This window comes from Amphritea opalescens (assembly GCF_003957515.1).
In the GTDB taxonomy this organism is placed as follows: Bacteria; Pseudomonadota; Gammaproteobacteria; order Pseudomonadales; family Balneatricaceae; genus Amphritea; species Amphritea opalescens.
Map to the genome: position 1 here is coordinate 231,188 of NZ_RQXW01000006.1, position 17,512 is coordinate 248,699.

A 17,512-nucleotide genomic window follows, 5' to 3' on the forward strand; every position below is an offset into this window, starting at 1 on the left:
CGTTAAACTTACGTTCTAATACGGTACCCAGTACGAAAGATCCACCAGACAGTGGTCAGACAGATCAACAGGAACACCAACGTCATCCCCAAGCTAACCGCTACATTAACATCCGCCACGCCGTAAAAGGCCCAACGAAAGCCGCTAATAAGATAAACCACAGGGTTAAACAACGTCAGGGTTTGCCAAGGCTGAGGCAACATACTAATCGAGTAAAACGCACCGCCTAAGAACGTCAGTGGTGTAATCACCATCAACGGAATCACCTGTAACTTCTGAAAATCATCGGCCCAGATACCGATAATAAAGCCAAACAAACTAAAGGTAATGGCGGTGAGTATCAGGAAAGCCAACATCCAGACAGGATGTTGAATATGGTAATCAACAAACAGCTGGGCCGTCAGCAATATCAATAACCCCAGGGTCACCGACTTTGTCGCTGCGGCACCCACATAGCCGATGACAATCTCCATCGACGACACCGGTGCCGATAACACCTCGTAAATCGTGCCGGAAAATTTAGGAAAGAAGATACCAAAGGAGGCATTAGAGATACTCTCGCTCAGCAGCGACAACATCACCAGCCCTGGAATAATAAAGGCACCGTAACTGATGCCATCAATATTACCCATCCGCGAACCGATCGCCGTACCAAAGACAATAAAATAGAGCGAGGTCGATAGTACCGGTGAGGCAATGCTCTGCATCAGAGTACGAAAAGTTCGAGACATCTCAAACTTATAGATCGCCCGAATAGCATACAGATTCATCTTACTGCTCCTTCTCATGAACCAAGCTAACAAAAATATCTTCGAGGGAGCTCTCGCTGGAGTTAAGATCACGAATCTCCAACCCCTGCTTCGTCAGCTTACGCAGCAGTCGAGCGATGCTATCGCCCTCCTGACGGCTGTCATAGCAGTAAGACAGATTACTGCCCTCGTCATCCAACTGCAGATTAAACTCAGCAAGATCCTCAGGAATCTCACTGATCGGTTGTTGCAGGCGAATGCTCAACTGCTTACTACCTAGCTTATCCATCAACGCCTGTTTTTCTTCAACCAACAGAATCTTACCTTGGCGGATCACGCCGATGCGGTCAGCCATCTCTTCCGCTTCTTCGATATAGTGAGTGGTGAGAATAATCGTCACCCCCTGCTCCCGCAGTTCGCGCACCATCTGCCACATATCTTTACGCAGCTCAACATCAACACCGGCGGTGGGTTCATCCAAAAAGAGAATATCAGGCTCGTGGGACAGTGCCTTCGCGATCATGACTCGCCGCTTCATGCCGCCCGACAGTTCGCGCATCTGCGCATCTTTCTTATCCCATAACGAGAGTTGGCGCAGTAGCTTTTCGATATAGGCCGGATTAGACGGCTTACCAAACAGACCTCGGCTAAAATTCACCGCCGACCAAACATTTTCAAAGGCATCGCTACACAACTCTTGTGGCACTAAACCGATCTTGCTGCGCGCCGCCCGGTAATCCTTAACAATATCGAAACCATCCGCCAGCACAGAGCCTTCACTCGGGCTGCTGATGCCACAAATAATACTGATCAGCGTGGTTTTCCCCGCGCCATTAGGCCCCAGCAGGGCAAATATTTCCCCCTGCTGAATATCTAGATCGATCCCCTGCAGTGCACTAAAGCCAGAGGCATAGGTTTTGGTAAGTCCGCTAACACGGATAATGGATGGCATAATTCCCCCCCTGAATCGAATAAGGGCCACATAGTAACCGCGGAACGCTTCAGACTGTAGTCATTCAATCATTACACGATCAAACTAAGTAAACTCAAGATCAAGGTCACGCTAAAAAATGATAACGCCGTTGTCATTAACAACACGCCTGAGCAGAATACCTGATGGCCATATTTACTGCCGAAAATAGGATAGACGCTCAACATAGGCGAAGCCGAAAAGATAACCACCGCTTGTTTCAGAGTATGATCCATATCCGGCACAACAAAGATCACCAGCAGTAACGCGATGATCGGCTGCAGCAACAGCTTACCAAACGCAATTAAGCTAACCTCTTTCAGACTCGCCGTCACCTTAGCGCCGGCCAATGAAGCGCCGATGATAATCAGCGCCATCGGTGCCGCCGAGCCATTCAATATCTGCATCGCCCGATCAAGGAACTGAGGCAACTGCAACCCTATCAGCGAGACAAGAATCCCACTGACAACCGCAATGATAATCGGATTTTTCATCAACCGAACCGCCACCGTCGTGGCCAGCTTTTTCAAATCGGCACCTTGGTCTTCACGGGCTTCCATAAAGGCTAACGCCAGCGGAAACAGCACAATATTTTCGACAAGCAAACACATCACTAACGCCTGAGTCGGCGGCTGATCGAAAAACTGTAACGCCACAGGAAAGCCGATAAACACGCTGTTCGGCATAGCACTCCCCATCCCCTTGAGTCCGGCAAAACTCAGGCTATCTCGACGGATCATTCGGCTGACAAAAAATACGGTAAAAAATGACAACACCCCCGCGACGGCATACACCATCAGGTATTGGCTATCCACAATCGTCCCTAGATCCATCTGCGTTAGCTTGTGAAAGATTAATACCGGCAGCGCCAGATAAAGGACAAAGCTGCTCATACCCGGCAATGATTCTCGGGGAATAATCCCCACTCGGGAAGCAATATAACCAACCAAAATTAACAAAAAAATAGGCGCGGTAATCCCGATCATCGTCAACATAACTATTTAGCTACCTTAAAAAAACCATAAAAATCATTAATCGATCACACTGAGGCCGATAAGATACTGCTATATGGCTGTATTGCGCAAGCATCCCCCAGCCCAACCGATAAGCAAACGCTAGCCAAACGGCTTGAAGCCGACACATGACATCTTTATCAAAATAGAGACCAGTCATCCTTGTCAGCAACAACCCCCTAATAAAAAACCCTGATAGATGGCACTGCCGATTAAACTTCGCTGTTCAATATCACCGTCTATACTGATGACAAGTGCTCGTTTTAGCCATAACCATTACCCTCCTATTTTAGTGTGACAGTGCTGACCTCAAGATATGGGGTAAGCAGCAAAACGTTTCATAATAATCATAAGAACAGAGAGAAACTCCATGAAAAACTTTCCCGAACACTATCAAGAACTGACGACTTGGATGGACAAACTTGGCGTAGCCATACCCGAAGCCATGCAGGGTTTTGGCCTCTTACATGAGGCCAGCACTAAGCCCGGTGCCCTCGACAGCAAAACAAAGGAGCTGATTGCATTAGGCATAGCGATCACGGTTCGATGTGATGGCTGTATCACCTTTCATGTTCATGATGCGTTACAAGCGGGGGCGAGCAAGGAGGAGATCGCAGAAACGGTATCGGTCGCGATCTTAATGGGGGGAGGCCCTTCGGTGGTCTATGGTATCGAAGCGATGCAAGCTATGAGTCAGTATGAGGAAAAAGGCTTATAATCTCGCAAGAGACGATCAACCGTTATGTCACATCCACTTTCTGTACGCGTAAAATACAGAAGGACGTTAATCATCGGCGTTTTATCTCAGGCGCTATATGAGATGTTCCAACAGGATGCGGCATAACTATTCACCCCACATAAGAGCAAACAATGTTCAAGCGACTACATCACTGGTTAGAAAACAAGCGCATTAAAAAAATGGGGTTGACCGAGGAACAGTGGGAGTCAGCCATTGCCGACTGGCCAGTGATGCAGCGCTTCCAAGGTGCTGAACGTGATGCACTAAGAGATATGACCTTTCGTTTGATGGTGCGCAAGAGCTTTGCATCAGGCGACCACTTTCAATTCACCCAAGTGATGTGCCTTAAAATCGCGACCATGGCCTGCGTCCCAATTTTACACCTTGGCCTAGATTGGTATGACCACTGGTACAGCATCATTCTTTACGAAGGAGACTTTATCGCTAACCGCCCCTATCGTACTGATGATGGCGTGGTGCATGCGCAGGGGCCAGGTTTGAGTGGTGAAGCCTGGCTTCGCGGCCCGGTGATTTTATCTTGGGCATCCGTCTGTCAAACAGGCGCCCACGCTCGTCACACGAAAGCAAGTAATGTGGTGATTCATGAACTGGCCCACAAACTCGATATGTTACGCGACGGAGCCAACGGAGCACCGCCAATGCATCCTGATATGCGCCCAGGTGAATGGCACGATATCTTTACCGCCGCATGGGATCGCTTGCAGCGCGATCAACATAGGCACCACCCTTTACCCCTTGATGATTACGCCTTAACCAACCCCGCCGAATTTTTCGCAGTGTGCAGTGAAACCTTTTTTGAGGATGCGCACAAAATGAAACAGCAGATGCCGGAGGTGTATCGCTTACTCTGCCAGTTTTATCGTCAGCAGCCGGCCTAATACGGGTGCTTTATCGTCAAAGGATGCAACAGAAGGATAAGCCATCACGCTTGGGCGATTGATGATCATCTTTAAAAAAGCCCGAGCGTTGCGTCGATAAGATCAAGTTACAGATCACTTATAATTAACATCGTCCCATTGCCACAGCACCTGTTTCGACATCTGCTGCTTATCCTTACTCATTTTTAGATGAGATTTTTTATTCATGCTGTTATCAGCCATATGATGCTTACTCATACCACTACCGGTCGCGGTATGGGTGAAATCATCTTGAGCCACCGCACTGCGAGAATAATCTCCCACACTCGCTTGGGATTGTGCGGCAAAAGCGAGTGTTGCCATAACGGCACTAGCGATAACTAATTTATTCATGGTTACGTCCTCATGGAGAGCTAATATAGAGTCATATTAAGCATAGGAACTGAAACAACCCTGAAAAACAGATAACTAGGCACTCACCTCTGCATAACTAACCGAGGCGTTACTCTGAAGTGTCTTGATATCCATAACGATGCAGCCAATAGCAGACCAACAGCCCCAGACTCATGAGGACAAAAAAGCCCCCCACTAATGAGTAGACGGTTTGATCATACAACTTACCGATAATCATCCCTGGGATAATGCTAATGACCGTCGACAATGCGCTGATCAGCCCCGCACCAAGACCGGCTAAATGCCCTAGCGGCTCCATCGCCATGCTATTCAAATTACCGAATAATAATCCCGTGGCAAAAAAGACCAAGAACAGATAGACCAATAGTGAGATCAGAGGTGGATGCCCGCTATAAGAAAGCGCAATCAATCCATAGATCGACGAGTTCAGCGCAATACTGAGTATCGCAAAAATCGTTAAACGCCACATACCATAACGCCCGACAAGGCGAGTATTGCTAAAGGATGCAAAACCAATAGCACCCGCCAGTATGGCAAAATAGATCGGAAATCGATCACCCAACCCGTATTGAATTTGCAGTATGGGTTGCGACAGGCTCAGATAGCCTAGAAAACCTCCGAAGACCAACCCTGTCAGCAAGGTAAAGCCCATCGCGATGCGGTTGCTCAATACCTCTTTGCATCCAAGCCATAATGCACTCGGCGCAAATGATCGACGGTTCTCGACCGCCAAGGTTTCGGGCAAACGCACCACAAACCAAAGACTCGCGACAATCGCAATCGTTAGCAAACCGGTAAATATCATCCGCCAATCGGCGACATTCAACACCAGCTGGCCCAATGCAGGCGCCATCATTGGTACGAAAATAAACACCGTCATAATGAACGACATCACCCGCGCCATCGCTCGACCAGAATAAAGATCCCTCACTAAGGCAACGGAAACAACTCTTGGCCCCGCCAGCCCAAAACCTTGCAATGCACGCCCTAGCAACATCTGTGGATAGGTATCCGCAGTAATGGCCAGTATTGCCCCCACCGCAAAAATAAACAGCCCTAACAAAATAGATAACTTGCGACCAATAGAGTCAGATAACGGTCCATAGAGAAACTGACCGACCCCCATTCCCGCTAGGAAAGCAATAATCACAAACTGATTATCATTGGGGTCAGCCACCTTTAGGTCACGACCAATATCCGCCAGCGCGGGGATCATGGAATCGATCGACAAAGCGGCTAATGAGATAAGCAGCGCGATCACCGCCACAAACTCGGCAAAGGGAATTTTTTTAACGTTCGAATGCTGCAATGTTGAGATCCTTTCTACGCCTATGCCGTTACCCGCCTAATACTGTCACCAGAAAATACTTGTGAGTGTTGATCTGGACGTTTATCTAGACAACGTTTATCTAGACAGTCATATCGGTAAGAAACGTCAACCATCAGGCATGCCTGCTAGGCAGACATGCCCATGCGGGGAGGCATTCATATTATTTAAAGTAAAATCTAATCGAGTAGAACGTCGATAAACGATTATCAGAGATCAATGGATCTATCAGCAGGCATTTAAACGCCCACTGAGCTTTCTAATCCATTCCGTTTAAAAGATCGACAGTCTCTACTCGGCCTCGGTGATGAGGAATGAGTCCGCATCCATCCAGGCAGGAAACTTCTGATTAAAATCCGTTAGCGCGGAGGCGGATAGCGTCTCGGTGGCACAAAAAGGGATGCCCGGCTCTCGGTCGATCAACAGATCCCCTTTAAAATCGACCAGCAAGCTATCACCGCTGTAATCATGCCCATTCGCATCCTGCCCTACTCGGTTCACGCCCGCCACATAACAGAGGTTCTCGATTGCTCGTGCCTGCAACAGTTTGCGCCAAGGCTGACGACGGGGTGCGGGCCAGTTCGCCACATACAGCGCTAAGTCGTAATCATTATTATTACGGGAAAACACCGGGAAGCGTAGGTCATAACAAACCTGTAAGAGAATCCGCCAACCGGCATACTCTACGATAACCCGCTGATCACCGGGCTGATAACGCTCATGCTCGCCCGCCATCCGAAACAGATGCCGCTTGTCATAATAGCTCTGCGTGCCATCGGGAAAGGTAAAGATCATTCGATTAACATAACCATCGTCCACCGCGACAGCGAGGCTACCGGTTATCGCTACACCTCGCTGTATCGCCTGTTGCTGCAACCATTGGCAGGTATCCCCTCCCATCGGTTCGGCCGCCAAACGACTATCCATGGTAAAACCGGTGGTAAACATTTCTGGCAGCAACACCAGTTGCGTATCACTCGCATTCTGGTCCATCAATCGTTCATACATCTGACGATTTTCAGCCGGATTTTGCCACAGCATATCCGGTTGAATCAGTGTGATTTTTAGATTTTGCATAACTTCTCCGCCGCCTGTTTCAAGGTGTTGTCGTCTTTTGCAAAACAGAATCGTACCAAGCGCTGCTGTGGCGCTACATCATAAAACACCGATACCGGAATAGCAGCGACACCGACATCCGTGGTCAGCCATCGAGCGAAGGTGACATCATCCATATCGGGCGCAATGGCCGAGTAATCCACCAATTGGAAATAGGTGCCATTAGAGGGCTGAAAACTAAACCGGCTATCCTTAATCAGCTGACAAAATAGATCGCGTTTCTGCTGATAAAAGTTAGGTAACTCAAGGTAATGCTCAGGAAAGTCCGTCATAAAATCAGCTAAGGCTAGCTGAATAGGATGCACGGTGCAGAACGTTAAATATTGATGCAACTTCCGCAGTTCGGTGGTCAAGGGTGCCGGCGCTATGCAATAGCCGACCTTCCAACCGGTCGTGTGATAGGTTTTACCAAATGACGACACCACAAAGGCTCGTTTTGCGAGTGCTGGACGACACAATAGGCTCTGATGTGAACCGTTGAAACAGATATGTTCATATACCTCATCACTGAGTAACAGAATATCGCTATCCGCCACCAGCGCTTCTAGCTGATCGAGATCCTCAGCCGACAAAACCGTTCCCGTCGGATTATGCGGGCTATTGATAATAATCATCCGAGTATTGTCATTGATGGCCGCACGTACCGCTTGCCAATCAATGGCAAACGTTGGCGCTTGCAACGCTAAATGTACAGCGCGACCACCGTTCAACTCAATCGCCGGCTCATAGCTATCATAGGCGGGATCGAACACGATCACCTCATCGCCAGGGCGCACTACCGCGCCTATCGCCGCAAACAGCGCCTCAGTCGCACCGGAGGTAACTGTCACCTCGGTATCTGGACTGACTTGGCAGCCATACAACTGTTCCACTTTCAGCGCGATGGCATTACGTAAACTGGGCACGCCGGCCATGGGAGCATATTGATTATGACCATGCTCAAGATAATAGGTGACTCGATCGAGTAGCGCTAAGGGGCCGTCAAAATCAGGAAAACCTTGAGAGAGATTAATCGCGTTATGCTCTGCCGCCAATTGCGACATCTCGGTAAAAATGGTCGTGCCAACTTTAGGTAGTTTAGTCGGTGGGTATTGCATGAATATGAGTGTCCTTTAGCGGATGGCTGTAAATTATCAGCGATGGAGCCAACTTTATGTCTGGGCTGCCCGAGGGTCAAGCACCCACCATAGCAATGTTCAGAATATAATAAGGTGTAATACACCACGTACAAAGGTGCCGATTAACGCGCCCAGTATGGCGGCGCGTGCGACCGAGGCGACTCGCTTACCTGCCGCCAGCAGAATCGCGGTGCCCGCCAGATCAAACGGACTGATCACAAACCCCGCGATCCGGTTAAGATCGGTGGCACTCATCGCCCCCTGATTCAACAGGTCGATGGTCACCCCCATCATCGCGGTCCCCCCGGCAATAAACTTCGTCACGATGGGTAATACCGTTGATTCAGGCAGGTTAACCAGCGCTAACACAGGGGCTAGCAAAGCCGTTAATAACTCGATCGCACCGGTGACCTTCAATAGATTGACGAAACAGAGCGCTAAAATCAGTAGCGGTATCGAGGCCAAGACAATTTTAACCCCCTCTTGCCCACCATCGGACAGCGTTTGAATCACATTTTTATGCTCATGCAGTTCCGGTGCTAGGTGGGATGCATGACTATAGTCGTCTTCCAATGCGGGGGCGCGAGCAAACAGATAGTAACTCGCCGCCGCGGCAATCAACCCCCCCACGATCGAGGTCGCCATAATCACAGGGACATCTAAGCCAACCACGGCCATCGGGAACACCACATTCGCTTGCGACATGGTCAACACCGCGGCTAACGTGGCGGCGATGCTGCGTTGGGAAGAGCCATCCCGCGCCATAATCGCAAGGGTGGCAACTGGGGCATTAAAGCTGACAAATAGAATCTGTAGCATCGCAAAAATACCCAGCCCCGGCATGCCAAATAAACGCACGAACGGCGTGAGTTTATTCGACACCCACCCCAACACACCTTTACTCTCTAACAGTTTCATCAACGCGAGCATGACGACCATCACCGGTAATAGTACATAAAGCACCATATCGATAGCCGTACGGCCAGAGTCAAGAATCAGGGTAATTACCTGCTCCATAGGGGGTTCTCACTATCCATTTAATATTAACAAACCGGCATAATTTGAATGCATAACCACTAGCCATTTTCCCGTTGCGCTGATTCTAATCTACTAAAGCCTTCCATAAAACAGAGAATATGCCGTTCAAACAACGATTTAAACAGTCGTTTATGCTAAAGTCTCACAACGCTATATGTAATTAAGCGGTCTTTTCGGTCGGCATGACAATGGATTGTCTATAAACGAAGACTTTTAACTAAGCATAATTTATGACGGTTCTGTTTTGAAAAAACTCAGAGTGAAACGGTTGCTATCCCAAGAAACGGCAACCCGATGCCTACACAAACAACTGACCAATGGCGCCAAAATAACAAACTATCTACTGAGTAGTTTACTGTTAATTTGCGCGCTTTGTTTACCTATTCAAGCGCAAGCGACGGGGAGTAACAAAGGCCTCTCCAGTGCCACTGAACGATTGCTCAGCCTCGATAAGGGTAAGATCGAACTGGCATCGGTCAGCGCGGCCGTCATCGATGGCAAAACCGGCGCGCCATTGTATCAAAAACATGCCGAAATGCTCATGCCCATAGCCTCTATCACGAAACTGATGACCGCGATGGTGACGCTGGATGCTCGCTTACCTCTCAACGAAGACATACAGTTTACTGAAACCCACAAACGCGCTAATAAAAATTACTATTCCCGTATCCGTATCGGCTCTAAATTAGCCCGTAAAGATGTTATCCGCATCGCCCTGATGTCTTCCGAAAACATGGCATCCTCCGCTCTCGGACATACTTATCCAGGGGGGATCAAAGCCTTTGTCCGAGCGATGAACCTCAAAGCTCGCCAATTAGGTATGACGCACAGCTACTTCGTCGATTCCACCGGACTCTCGGAACATAATGTATCAACCGCCTCGGATTTAGCCATCATGGTGCGGGCGGCGGCCTCCTATCCGGAAATTGCCGAATATAGTAGAACCCCCGGCTATACCGCGCGCTTTAGTCATCCGCGGTATTCACTCCGTTACGGTAACACCAATGCATTAGTACACAGTAAAAGTTGGCAGATCGACGTAACGAAAACAGGTTATCTCGATGAAGCCGGTCGTTGCTTAGTGATGTTAACGGAAATAAATGGCCGACAAACCGTGATGGTCATGTTGAACTCCTACGGCAAGCGCACCCCCCTCGGGGATGCTAGCCGTATCAAACGCTGGCTGACCACGGGCGAAAGCGGCCAGATCAGCAGTTCCGCCAAGCATTACCAGCGGCAGACATTGCAACAATTGCTGCAACACCCTGTATCTGAGCAACTCGCTCTACAGGGAGGGGTAATCCATTGAATAGCGCCCTACTGAGTCCCGCTACGATCGACACTTATGCGGAGCACAGCGTTAACAATCGCTATGTCATCGAAAATCTTTTGGAAAGTTTACACCATGAGGATTTTGAAACCTTAGCTGACGATATCAAGCATTCACTGGAATCCCACCGTGACTGGATGATGCGTATCATGACAGCGCTGGTTACTCGACAACCCCTGAATGAAGATCAATTTATTGCCTGCGATGCACACCTTCATTGCCACTTTGGCCGCTGGTTAAGCCGTATTTTTGAGGATGAGCTGTTTAAGCAGGGCTCTTTTCTAAAAATTGAGGCTTATCACACGCAGTTACATGATGCAGCGCGCACGGTTATCCAACAGTTGAATCGACAACAGGAGGTCAATACCGACGACCTCAATTACTTTATCCGAATACAGAAAGAACTGTTCGATATGGTGATGGTGCTGTTTGAATTTTCGGTACAGAATAAACAACAATTTGACCCAACCACGCGTCTGATAAACCGCCGCTCTGTCGGTGCGATTCTGGCCAGCGAGTATCATAAAAGACAACAGCTAGATGATTACGTCTGTTGTATTGCCATGGCCGATATCGATCATTTTAAAAATGTTAATGATCTCTGGGGACACGATGTCGGTGACCTGCTTTTAGCGCACACCGCACAGCTGTTTAACGATAGCATTCGACGCCATGACACTGTATCCCGCTATGGCGGAGAGGAGTTTCTGTTTATCTTTCCCGATATGACGTTAGAACAGGCAGGCCCCGTTGTTGATCGTATCCGCCAAAAACTGGCAGACACCCCTGTCAGCCATCAGGGTAACTCCCTTCAGGTGACCGCGTCTTTCGGGGTCACCCAACTCAGCCGACACACCGATATAAAAAGCTCAATCAAACGGGCCGATATCGCCCTATACGCCGCGAAAGATAATGGTCGCAATATCACTATGTCCATCGATAGTAAGGCCATCATGGGACAGAACTCCTATCAAGACTTCAATAATGACACCACTGAGATCATGCGCCAGCAGTGTCATCGAGTGATCTTAGAGAAGGATTGAGCCTTTGGTCTGGCTCTAGGTCATCCCTATCAGCTTAGCGCTAATTGTACGGCCGCCGCTGAATGAATGGCGGTGGTATCATATAACGGCACCGAGGTATCGCTTTGCTCGACTAAGAGTGCAATCTCGGTGCATCCCAAGATAACCGCCTCCGCTCCCTGTGCTGCAAGATCCGCAATGATACTCAGATAGGCTTGTCGGGAAGCGTCCCGAATCTGCCCCTGACAGAGCTCATCATAAATAATCTGATGCACCACTTGCCGCTGTGCCTCATTCGGCACTAACACCTCGATCCCATGACTATCGGTTAGCCGACCTCGGTAGAAATCCTGCTCCATGGTAAAGCGCGTACCCAACAACCCCACCTTGGTAATCCCATCGGTTGTTAGTTGCTCCGCCGTGGCATCGGCAATATGTAACAATGGAATCGATACCGCCGCTTCGATCTGCGGGGCAACTTTATGCATGGTATTGGTACCGATCAGAAAAAAATCCGCCCCCGCTGCTTCAACCGCTTGCGCCGCTTGAGCCAGAATCACTCCCGTTTGTTGCCAATTGCCTTGATGTTGCAAGGCCTCTATCTCTGCAAAATCAACACTCAACAACACCAGTTTAGCGGAATGCAGCCCACCTAATTGTGCTTTAACCCCTTGATTGATCGCCGTGTAATAACTCGTGGTGGATTCCCAACTCATGCCACCCAGTAAACCGATCGTTTTCATATTCTCTTCCCTCTATCTGACTGACCTAGCCTATAGAAACATCGCACCCCTTCGCCAGATACAGATTTTCCACGCTCAGCCAGTACAGTTTATCGCTATCTTGATCTACGCTTAAGAGATCGGCGTCATCCATGAACGTCATCATTCATGTCGAACAAGCTCTGCAGGAGATGATCATGACCATAAAAGCTATGTCTGAAATTTTCTACCGCCCCCATCTGGCCATGAAACACTTACGGGATGAAAACCTCAAAGGTACCGCAGAGGTACTGGTGCTGTTGTCGCTCATGGCACTGATCCCCGCGGCCTCACTGTTCATTGGGACAACCCAAATGGGCTGGAGCCTATTCCCCGGTGGTGAGTTAGTAAAGTTAAGCGCCATTAGCGCCTTAAACTCGGCCATCGCTTTCTATTTAGCAACCTGTTTTGCTCTAGGCGCCATGGGCTTCAGTATTCACTGGATGGAAAAAACCTACGGCGGCCATGCATCATTAGAACGCTGTATGAACCTAACACTCTATACCGCCGCACCACTCTTGCTATCTGGTTTTGCGGGTTTATATCCGATGCTCTGGTTCTGTGTTGCCGTCGGCATGTTAGCGCTCGCGTACAGCACCTACCTGCTATTTACAGGGGTACCCATCATTATGAAAATACCGGAAGCACGGGGATTTATGTTCTGTATCTCGATTCTAACGGTAGGCTTAATCATTCTCGTAGGGCTAAGAGCCGCCACCGTGTTTCTGTGGAGCACCATGACACCACTGGCCTACATAGGCTGATACGGTGTGATTGATTGCCCCAAGATTTGACTGCCATAACTTAGAGTGGGTTTTCACCTTCACTCGGGCTAATAAGCGTTATGAGAAACGCACATGGTTCAGAGCACATAGAAAAACAACCCACGCTAAGCTAAATGGACCCAAAAGCCTCAGGCTTCTTGTGTCTATTTTTAGCGCCTATTAAAAAGGGGAGGATTACCCCCAACGTTTGTCTGTATGGTGCTGGTGATTGATAAATATACTATCTAAACGGAGTGTTAAACATCCTTTATAGTGGTTGAGCTCATTTACTATCATCTAATGGTGGAACATCATTTATGCTGACGCCTTTGTTTTCGGCTATGTCTTTTGCCCATTTGTGATCAGACGCATTAGAATCTAACCCCGCTTGGTCGGCCCCTGCTGTAGGCGAAAACGTTAATTCAGTTAGCAAAGCAAAATGATCAGAACCGATTGGCGGTAAACGCTTGATGGAGTTTAAGGTAAAGTGCTGGCTATGAAATAGATGATCTAAAGGCCAGCGCAGAAAAGGAAAGTCCGCATGAAACGTGTTCAGCATACCGCGACCGACTCGCGGATCTAACAGGCCGCTGATTTTACGAAAGAGGCGCGTTGTCGCAGACCACGCCACGTCATTAAGGTCACCTGTTACGATGACGGGTTGATTACTGTTGGCAACACTTTTAGCCACAATGATTAGTTCGGCATCCCGCTCAGCTGACTCGGGATTTTCGGTGGGGCTAGGAGGGGCTGGGTGCATAAAATGCATGCGGACTCTATCACCTGAGCCTAAGGTTAATGTGGTATGTATGGACGGAACATCTTTCTCGACCAAGTAAGCTATTTCTTGGTTACTTAAAGGCAACTTTGAAAACACATGCATGCCGTAAAGGTTATCTAATGGGCATTTTATGCTATGTGGCATATCGCCTTCTACTACTTTGAGTTGATCTTCCCACCACTGATCAGACTCAAGTGTGACAAGAACGTCGGGCTCATGTGTCCGTACTAACTGAATTAGCTTGTCAGCGTTTCTATTCGGGGTTAGAACATTTGCCGTTATAATACTAATTCGCTTATCAGGGCTGCTTTTATTTGCCGCTTTCACCTCCTGACGCCATAAGCGTGTATAAGGTAATATCCACCATAACTGCCAAACTAAACAAAGTGTTGTTATCGAGATTAATAGCCAAGTTAATGGGGACTGTGTATTAAGGAAAATAACATGGGCCATCAGTAAGGCGGTTATGAAAATAGTAAATTGTAGGCGAGGAAAATCCATTCCTCTGATAATCCAGTGGGGGTGACGCGAAAAAGGAAGTAGCGTCACTATACAGGCTAAGGTTGTAAAAAAAGTGAGTATGGCTGTCATCTTTTAGGCCTGCATTGTCTCAATCTATAGCTGACTGTCATATTGATTTATCTTCGCGTGCGGCCTTTTTAATAGCGATTAAATCCTCTTCTATATCAAGTACATTACATGCCCGTTTCAGGGCTAAACGTCGGTGATATTGGGCCGCTTTTTTTATTTCCTTATTACTAAGGGACTCAAGAGAGGCCAGCGCTTTTTGTAAACGAATACATACCTCTATCATACCCGCACCATCGCGTGCTATGGCCGTAAAAGCATCATCGAACATATCCTGCAAGGCAATCTCTGGAACGGCTACACGGTCATATCTAGGTTTGCTTTCTGTTTGCTCGGGTTGATCAATGAGCGAAATTAAACGTACTAGCGACCCTATTACCTTTATCGCTGTTCCTGGATCGTTGACGGCAGGCGATAAAGCACGTGCGGCAATTTCCGATAATGTGACTAAGCCAAACCGAGGATCATCTTCAAACGTACGGTCGTTGCCAACATGGAATGATTTAATAAGGCCTGCGCAATCTGCGTTGGACAATGCAGATGATGACATATGCACAGATGCTAAAGGTTTATCCGCTGTAGTCAGCGCTCCGGGTAATGCGGATACTACAACGTGCGCATCAACGCTTTTGGCCCAATCCTGAAGGGCAGCCATATCAATATGCTGCACATAACCAATCCTTGGTGAAAAAACATCTACTCCCTTACTGGTAATGTTTGATACTGATATGCCACCCAGCCTAGGTTTATCTCGTCTTCTAATAAAAGCGCTTTCCGTTGCCTTTTCAACTTTTTCAATAGTCGATCCCACCCGCCCCAACCGGGCGATATTATCAACCCAGCGCACAAACGTTAGAATCACTACTGCGAACACAATGGCGGTAAGCACAAAAAGGATGAATAAGCCGGCCTCGTTATAGAATGAATTTTTTACCGCTGTTAGAGCAACCACGCTAAAAATAAATGCCCCAACAAAGGTTGAAAGTGCATTCTGAGATACGTCATCCGCAACCACTAAAGAAAAAGCGCGAGGGGTGGCGGAACTGCTGGCGGCGGCGTATGCCGATACCATCGAACCCACCGAAAAGGTGGCGATGACCAACATGCTGGATGCGAGCAGTGAAAGTAAAGTTTCAACCGAATCTTGGGCAATAGAAGGCATTTGATTGGCCACAGCAGAGCCATCTATAAATTTCGCTGCAAAGACCGCTGCAATGGATAAAAAGCAGACCGCCAATGGGCGCACCCAAAGCTTTTCACTAAAACGATTGAGTAGAAACCGGAGACGGTCTAATGAAATTACAGAATTCATATCTTGTCCTATGTTCTACTCATCAAATAATAACAGTACGATTGATCCTATTAGTATACGCTACCATGAAAAACGCTCGACTTTTATTCTTAGATCTACAGAACAAAAGGCCGAAAACAGCTGGCTCTTGATCGCGTTTAAACGATCAAAGTCTCTGATTTGCATACATAGCCGTGCGGCACGTTCCCAGCAGTCGTTTACATCACGATGCCACGTTTCATCGTCAATCGGTTGGAAAACATAAGAATCTATTGCCGCCTTCGCATGTTCTGGTTTTTTTTGGTTTTCTCAATAACCATAGCAGGTCGGCGTCATCCATGAATGTCATCATTCATGTCGAACAAGCTCTGCAGGAGATGATCATGACCATAAAAGCTATGTCTGAAATTTTCTATCGCCCCCATCTGGCCATGAAACACTTACGGGATGAAAACCTCAGAGGTACCGCAGAGGTACTGGTGCTGTTGTCGCTAATGGCACTGATCCCCGCAGCCTCACTGTTCATTGGGACAACCCAGATGGGCTGGAGCCTATTCCCCGGTGGTGAGTTAGTAAAGTTAAGCGCCATTAGCGCCCTAAACTCCGCCATCGCTTTCTATTTAGCAATCTGTTTTGCTTTAGGCGCCATGGGGTTCAGTATTCACTGGATGGAAAAAACCTACGGCGGCCATGCATCATTAGAACGCTGTATGAACCTGACCCTCTATACCGCCGCACCACTCTTGCTATCTGGTTTTTCGGGGTTATATCCGATGCTCTGGTTCTGTGTTGCCGTCGGCATGTTAGCCCTCGCGTACAGCACTTACCTGCTATTTACAGGGGTACCCATCATTATGAAAATACCGGAAGCGCGGGGATTTATGTTCTGTATCTCGATTCTAACGGTAGGCTTAATCATTCTCGTAGGACTAAGAGCCGCCACCGTGTTTCTGTGGAGCACCATGACACCACTGGCCTACATAGGCTGATACGGTGTGATTGATTAGCCAGGATTTGACCGCCATACGGATTAGAGAGGGTTTTTACTTTCACTCGGGTAAATAAGCGTTATGAGAGACGCACATGGTTCAGAGTGCATAGAAAAACAACCAACGCTAAGCTAAATGGACCCAAAAGCCTCAGGCCTTTTGGGTCCATTTTTAGCGCCTATTAAAAAGGGGAGGATTACCCACGAAGCCCAATAGATTCTTTTAGATATGAAAAAGTTGGGCTGCTTATCGTTAGACCAACCTATCTAGCGAATACAAAACACCCCCAAAAGGTGGGGTGTCTTTTAAAAATCTATAAATAAATGCTGAGTTAAAATTATCGAATTCTCAATCTCTGTCCAATACGTATGCTGTTTAGATGCTTAAGCTGATTCAATCTTGCAAGCGTCTTCACACTAATTCCAGTTCTTGCAGAAATACGTGACAAACTATCACCAGAACGAACAGTATAAAATTGTTGTTTAGTCTTAGTAGGCCGGGGATTCATATAATAAGTGCGACACTTTTTGCTAAAGGTGGAGAGGTGGTCAACTGCTGACCGTGGTACGCTTCTTCTCGCCAAAGACAAAGTGTATCACTATGACATATCAACAGTTGACCGAA

General features: G+C 47.9%; 18 protein-coding genes. 6 read left to right on the forward strand and 12 right to left on the reverse strand.

The genetic code is table 11. The features are described 5' to 3' along the window. Window positions 1-8: 8 nt before the first annotated feature. The 3 genes from EH243_RS08935 to EH243_RS08945 all read right to left on the reverse strand — a co-directional run bounded on the left by EH243_RS08935 (window position 9) and on the right by EH243_RS08945 (window position 2,714). Window positions 9-770, reverse strand: a complete 762-nt coding sequence (locus EH243_RS08935; RefSeq protein WP_126158302.1) for an ABC transporter permease — start codon at window positions 768-770, stop codon at window positions 9-11. Window position 771: 1 nt separating this feature from the next. After that, window positions 772-1,701 carry an ABC transporter ATP-binding protein gene (locus EH243_RS08940; RefSeq protein ID WP_126158303.1) on the reverse strand — a complete coding sequence of 310 codons (930 nt, stop codon included), beginning with the start codon at window positions 1,699-1,701 and terminating at the stop codon, window positions 772-774. Window positions 1,702-1,772: 71 nt separating this feature from the next. Further along, entirely contained in the window at window positions 1,773-2,714 is a 942-nt protein-coding gene (locus EH243_RS08945) for an AEC family transporter (RefSeq protein WP_126158304.1), read from the reverse strand. A 388-nt stretch (window positions 2,715-3,102) separates the two neighbouring features. Between EH243_RS08945 and EH243_RS08950 the strand changes: the two genes are divergently transcribed. Continuing rightward, on the forward strand, window positions 3,103-3,450 hold the full coding sequence (locus EH243_RS08950) for a carboxymuconolactone decarboxylase family protein (protein ID WP_126158305.1): 348 nt from the start codon (window positions 3,103-3,105) through the stop codon (window positions 3,448-3,450). 152 nt (window positions 3,451-3,602) lie between these two features. After that, window positions 3,603-4,370, forward strand: coding sequence for a M90 family metallopeptidase (locus tag EH243_RS08955; protein ID WP_126158306.1), 768 nt, complete (start codon window positions 3,603-3,605; stop codon window positions 4,368-4,370). 114 nt (window positions 4,371-4,484) lie between these two features. Here EH243_RS08955 and EH243_RS08960 read toward each other — a convergent pair whose 3' ends face one another. The 5 genes from EH243_RS08960 to EH243_RS08980 form a co-directional block, all read right to left on the reverse strand. Beyond that, entirely contained in the window at window positions 4,485-4,742 is a 258-nt protein-coding gene (locus tag EH243_RS08960; protein WP_126158307.1) for a hypothetical protein, read from the reverse strand. 109 nt (window positions 4,743-4,851) lie between these two features. Continuing rightward, entirely contained in the window at window positions 4,852-6,072 is a 1,221-nt protein-coding gene (locus EH243_RS08965; RefSeq protein ID WP_126158308.1) for a multidrug effflux MFS transporter, read from the reverse strand. A 309-nt stretch (window positions 6,073-6,381) separates the two neighbouring features. Beyond that, the gene (locus EH243_RS08970) at window positions 6,382-7,167 is read right to left on the reverse strand and encodes an amidohydrolase (protein ID WP_126158309.1); all 786 of its coding nucleotides are present in this window, start codon (window positions 7,165-7,167) and stop codon (window positions 6,382-6,384) included. Beyond that, window positions 7,155-8,303, reverse strand: a complete 1,149-nt coding sequence (locus EH243_RS08975) for a pyridoxal phosphate-dependent aminotransferase (RefSeq protein ID WP_126158310.1) — start codon at window positions 8,301-8,303, stop codon at window positions 7,155-7,157. Before EH243_RS08975 ends, EH243_RS08970 begins: the two co-directional genes overlap by 13 nt. Window positions 8,304-8,402: 99 nt before the next feature. After that, window positions 8,403-9,341, reverse strand: coding sequence for a nucleoside recognition domain-containing protein (locus EH243_RS08980; RefSeq protein ID WP_126158311.1), 939 nt, complete (start codon window positions 9,339-9,341; stop codon window positions 8,403-8,405). 265 nt (window positions 9,342-9,606) lie between these two features. Between EH243_RS08980 and pbpG the strand changes: the two genes are divergently transcribed. Together pbpG and EH243_RS08990 are read left to right on the forward strand one after the other, a co-directional pair. Beyond that, window positions 9,607-10,671, forward strand: coding sequence for a D-alanyl-D-alanine endopeptidase (pbpG, locus tag EH243_RS08985; RefSeq protein WP_241235028.1), 1,065 nt, complete (start codon window positions 9,607-9,609; stop codon window positions 10,669-10,671). Continuing rightward, window positions 10,668-11,735 carry a diguanylate cyclase gene (locus EH243_RS08990; RefSeq protein WP_126158312.1) on the forward strand — a complete coding sequence of 356 codons (1,068 nt, stop codon included), beginning with the start codon at window positions 10,668-10,670 and terminating at the stop codon, window positions 11,733-11,735. Before pbpG ends, EH243_RS08990 begins: the two co-directional genes overlap by 4 nt. Before the next feature lie 29 nt (window positions 11,736-11,764). Here the strand turns inward: EH243_RS08990 and EH243_RS08995 are convergent, their stop codons facing one another. Continuing rightward, on the reverse strand, window positions 11,765-12,457 hold the full coding sequence (locus tag EH243_RS08995) for an aspartate/glutamate racemase family protein (protein ID WP_126158313.1): 693 nt from the start codon (window positions 12,455-12,457) through the stop codon (window positions 11,765-11,767). 176 nt (window positions 12,458-12,633) lie between these two features. On the opposite strand from EH243_RS08995, the gene EH243_RS09000 reads away from it, so the two are divergent. Continuing rightward, window positions 12,634-13,239: a Yip1 family protein gene (locus tag EH243_RS09000; RefSeq protein WP_126158314.1), complete on the forward strand. Its 606-nt coding sequence runs from the start codon at window positions 12,634-12,636 to the stop codon at window positions 13,237-13,239. Between the two features lie 283 nt (window positions 13,240-13,522). Here the strand turns inward: EH243_RS09000 and EH243_RS09005 are convergent, their stop codons facing one another. Genes EH243_RS09005 through EH243_RS18890 form a run of 3 tightly spaced genes read right to left on the reverse strand, consistent with a single transcriptional unit; the run spans window position 13,523 to window position 16,172 of the window. Next, a complete protein-coding gene (locus EH243_RS09005) occupies window positions 13,523-14,611 on the reverse strand; it encodes an endonuclease/exonuclease/phosphatase family protein (RefSeq protein ID WP_126158315.1) in 1,089 nt (362 codons plus the stop codon). 37 nt (window positions 14,612-14,648) lie between these two features. Further along, window positions 14,649-15,920: a DUF2254 domain-containing protein gene (locus tag EH243_RS09010; RefSeq protein ID WP_126158316.1), complete on the reverse strand. Its 1,272-nt coding sequence runs from the start codon at window positions 15,918-15,920 to the stop codon at window positions 14,649-14,651. A gap of 60 nt (window positions 15,921-15,980) precedes the next feature. Beyond that, the gene (locus EH243_RS18890) at window positions 15,981-16,172 is read right to left on the reverse strand and encodes a hypothetical protein (RefSeq protein WP_420897534.1); all 192 of its coding nucleotides are present in this window, start codon (window positions 16,170-16,172) and stop codon (window positions 15,981-15,983) included. A 110-nt stretch (window positions 16,173-16,282) separates the two neighbouring features. On the opposite strand from EH243_RS18890, the gene EH243_RS09020 reads away from it, so the two are divergent. Further along, window positions 16,283-16,888: a Yip1 family protein gene (locus EH243_RS09020; RefSeq protein WP_126158317.1), complete on the forward strand. Its 606-nt coding sequence runs from the start codon at window positions 16,283-16,285 to the stop codon at window positions 16,886-16,888. Window positions 16,889-17,512 lie beyond the last annotated feature (624 nt).

Bases quoted from the DNA above. Each gene is read 5' to 3' on its own strand.
- EH243_RS08960 (WP_126158307.1), bottom strand. From the start codon at position 4,742: ATGAATAAATTAGTTATCGCTAGTGCCGTTATGGCAACACTCGCTTTT.
- EH243_RS09005 (WP_126158315.1), bottom strand. From the start codon at position 14,611: ATGACAGCCATACTCACTTTTTTTACAACCTTAGCCTGTATAGTGACG.
- EH243_RS08970 (WP_126158309.1), bottom strand. From the start codon at position 7,167: ATGCAAAATCTAAAAATCACACTGATTCAACCGGATATGCTGTGGCAA.
- EH243_RS09020 (WP_126158317.1), top strand. From the start codon at position 16,283: ATGACCATAAAAGCTATGTCTGAAATTTTCTATCGCCCCCATCTGGCC.
- EH243_RS08995 (WP_126158313.1), bottom strand. From the start codon at position 12,457: ATGAAAACGATCGGTTTACTGGGTGGCATGAGTTGGGAATCCACCACG.
- EH243_RS08955 (WP_126158306.1), top strand. From the start codon at position 3,603: ATGTTCAAGCGACTACATCACTGGTTAGAAAACAAGCGCATTAAAAAA.
- EH243_RS09010 (WP_126158316.1), bottom strand. From the start codon at position 15,920: ATGAATTCTGTAATTTCATTAGACCGTCTCCGGTTTCTACTCAATCGT.
- EH243_RS08945 (WP_126158304.1), bottom strand. From the start codon at position 2,714: ATGTTGACGATGATCGGGATTACCGCGCCTATTTTTTTGTTAATTTTG.
- EH243_RS08940 (WP_126158303.1), bottom strand. From the start codon at position 1,701: ATGCCATCCATTATCCGTGTTAGCGGACTTACCAAAACCTATGCCTCT.
- EH243_RS08975 (WP_126158310.1), bottom strand. From the start codon at position 8,303: ATGCAATACCCACCGACTAAACTACCTAAAGTTGGCACGACCATTTTT.
- EH243_RS08950 (WP_126158305.1), top strand. From the start codon at position 3,103: ATGAAAAACTTTCCCGAACACTATCAAGAACTGACGACTTGGATGGAC.
- EH243_RS08935 (WP_126158302.1), bottom strand. From the start codon at position 770: ATGAATCTGTATGCTATTCGGGCGATCTATAAGTTTGAGATGTCTCGA.
- EH243_RS08980 (WP_126158311.1), bottom strand. From the start codon at position 9,341: ATGGAGCAGGTAATTACCCTGATTCTTGACTCTGGCCGTACGGCTATC.
- EH243_RS09000 (WP_126158314.1), top strand. From the start codon at position 12,634: ATGACCATAAAAGCTATGTCTGAAATTTTCTACCGCCCCCATCTGGCC.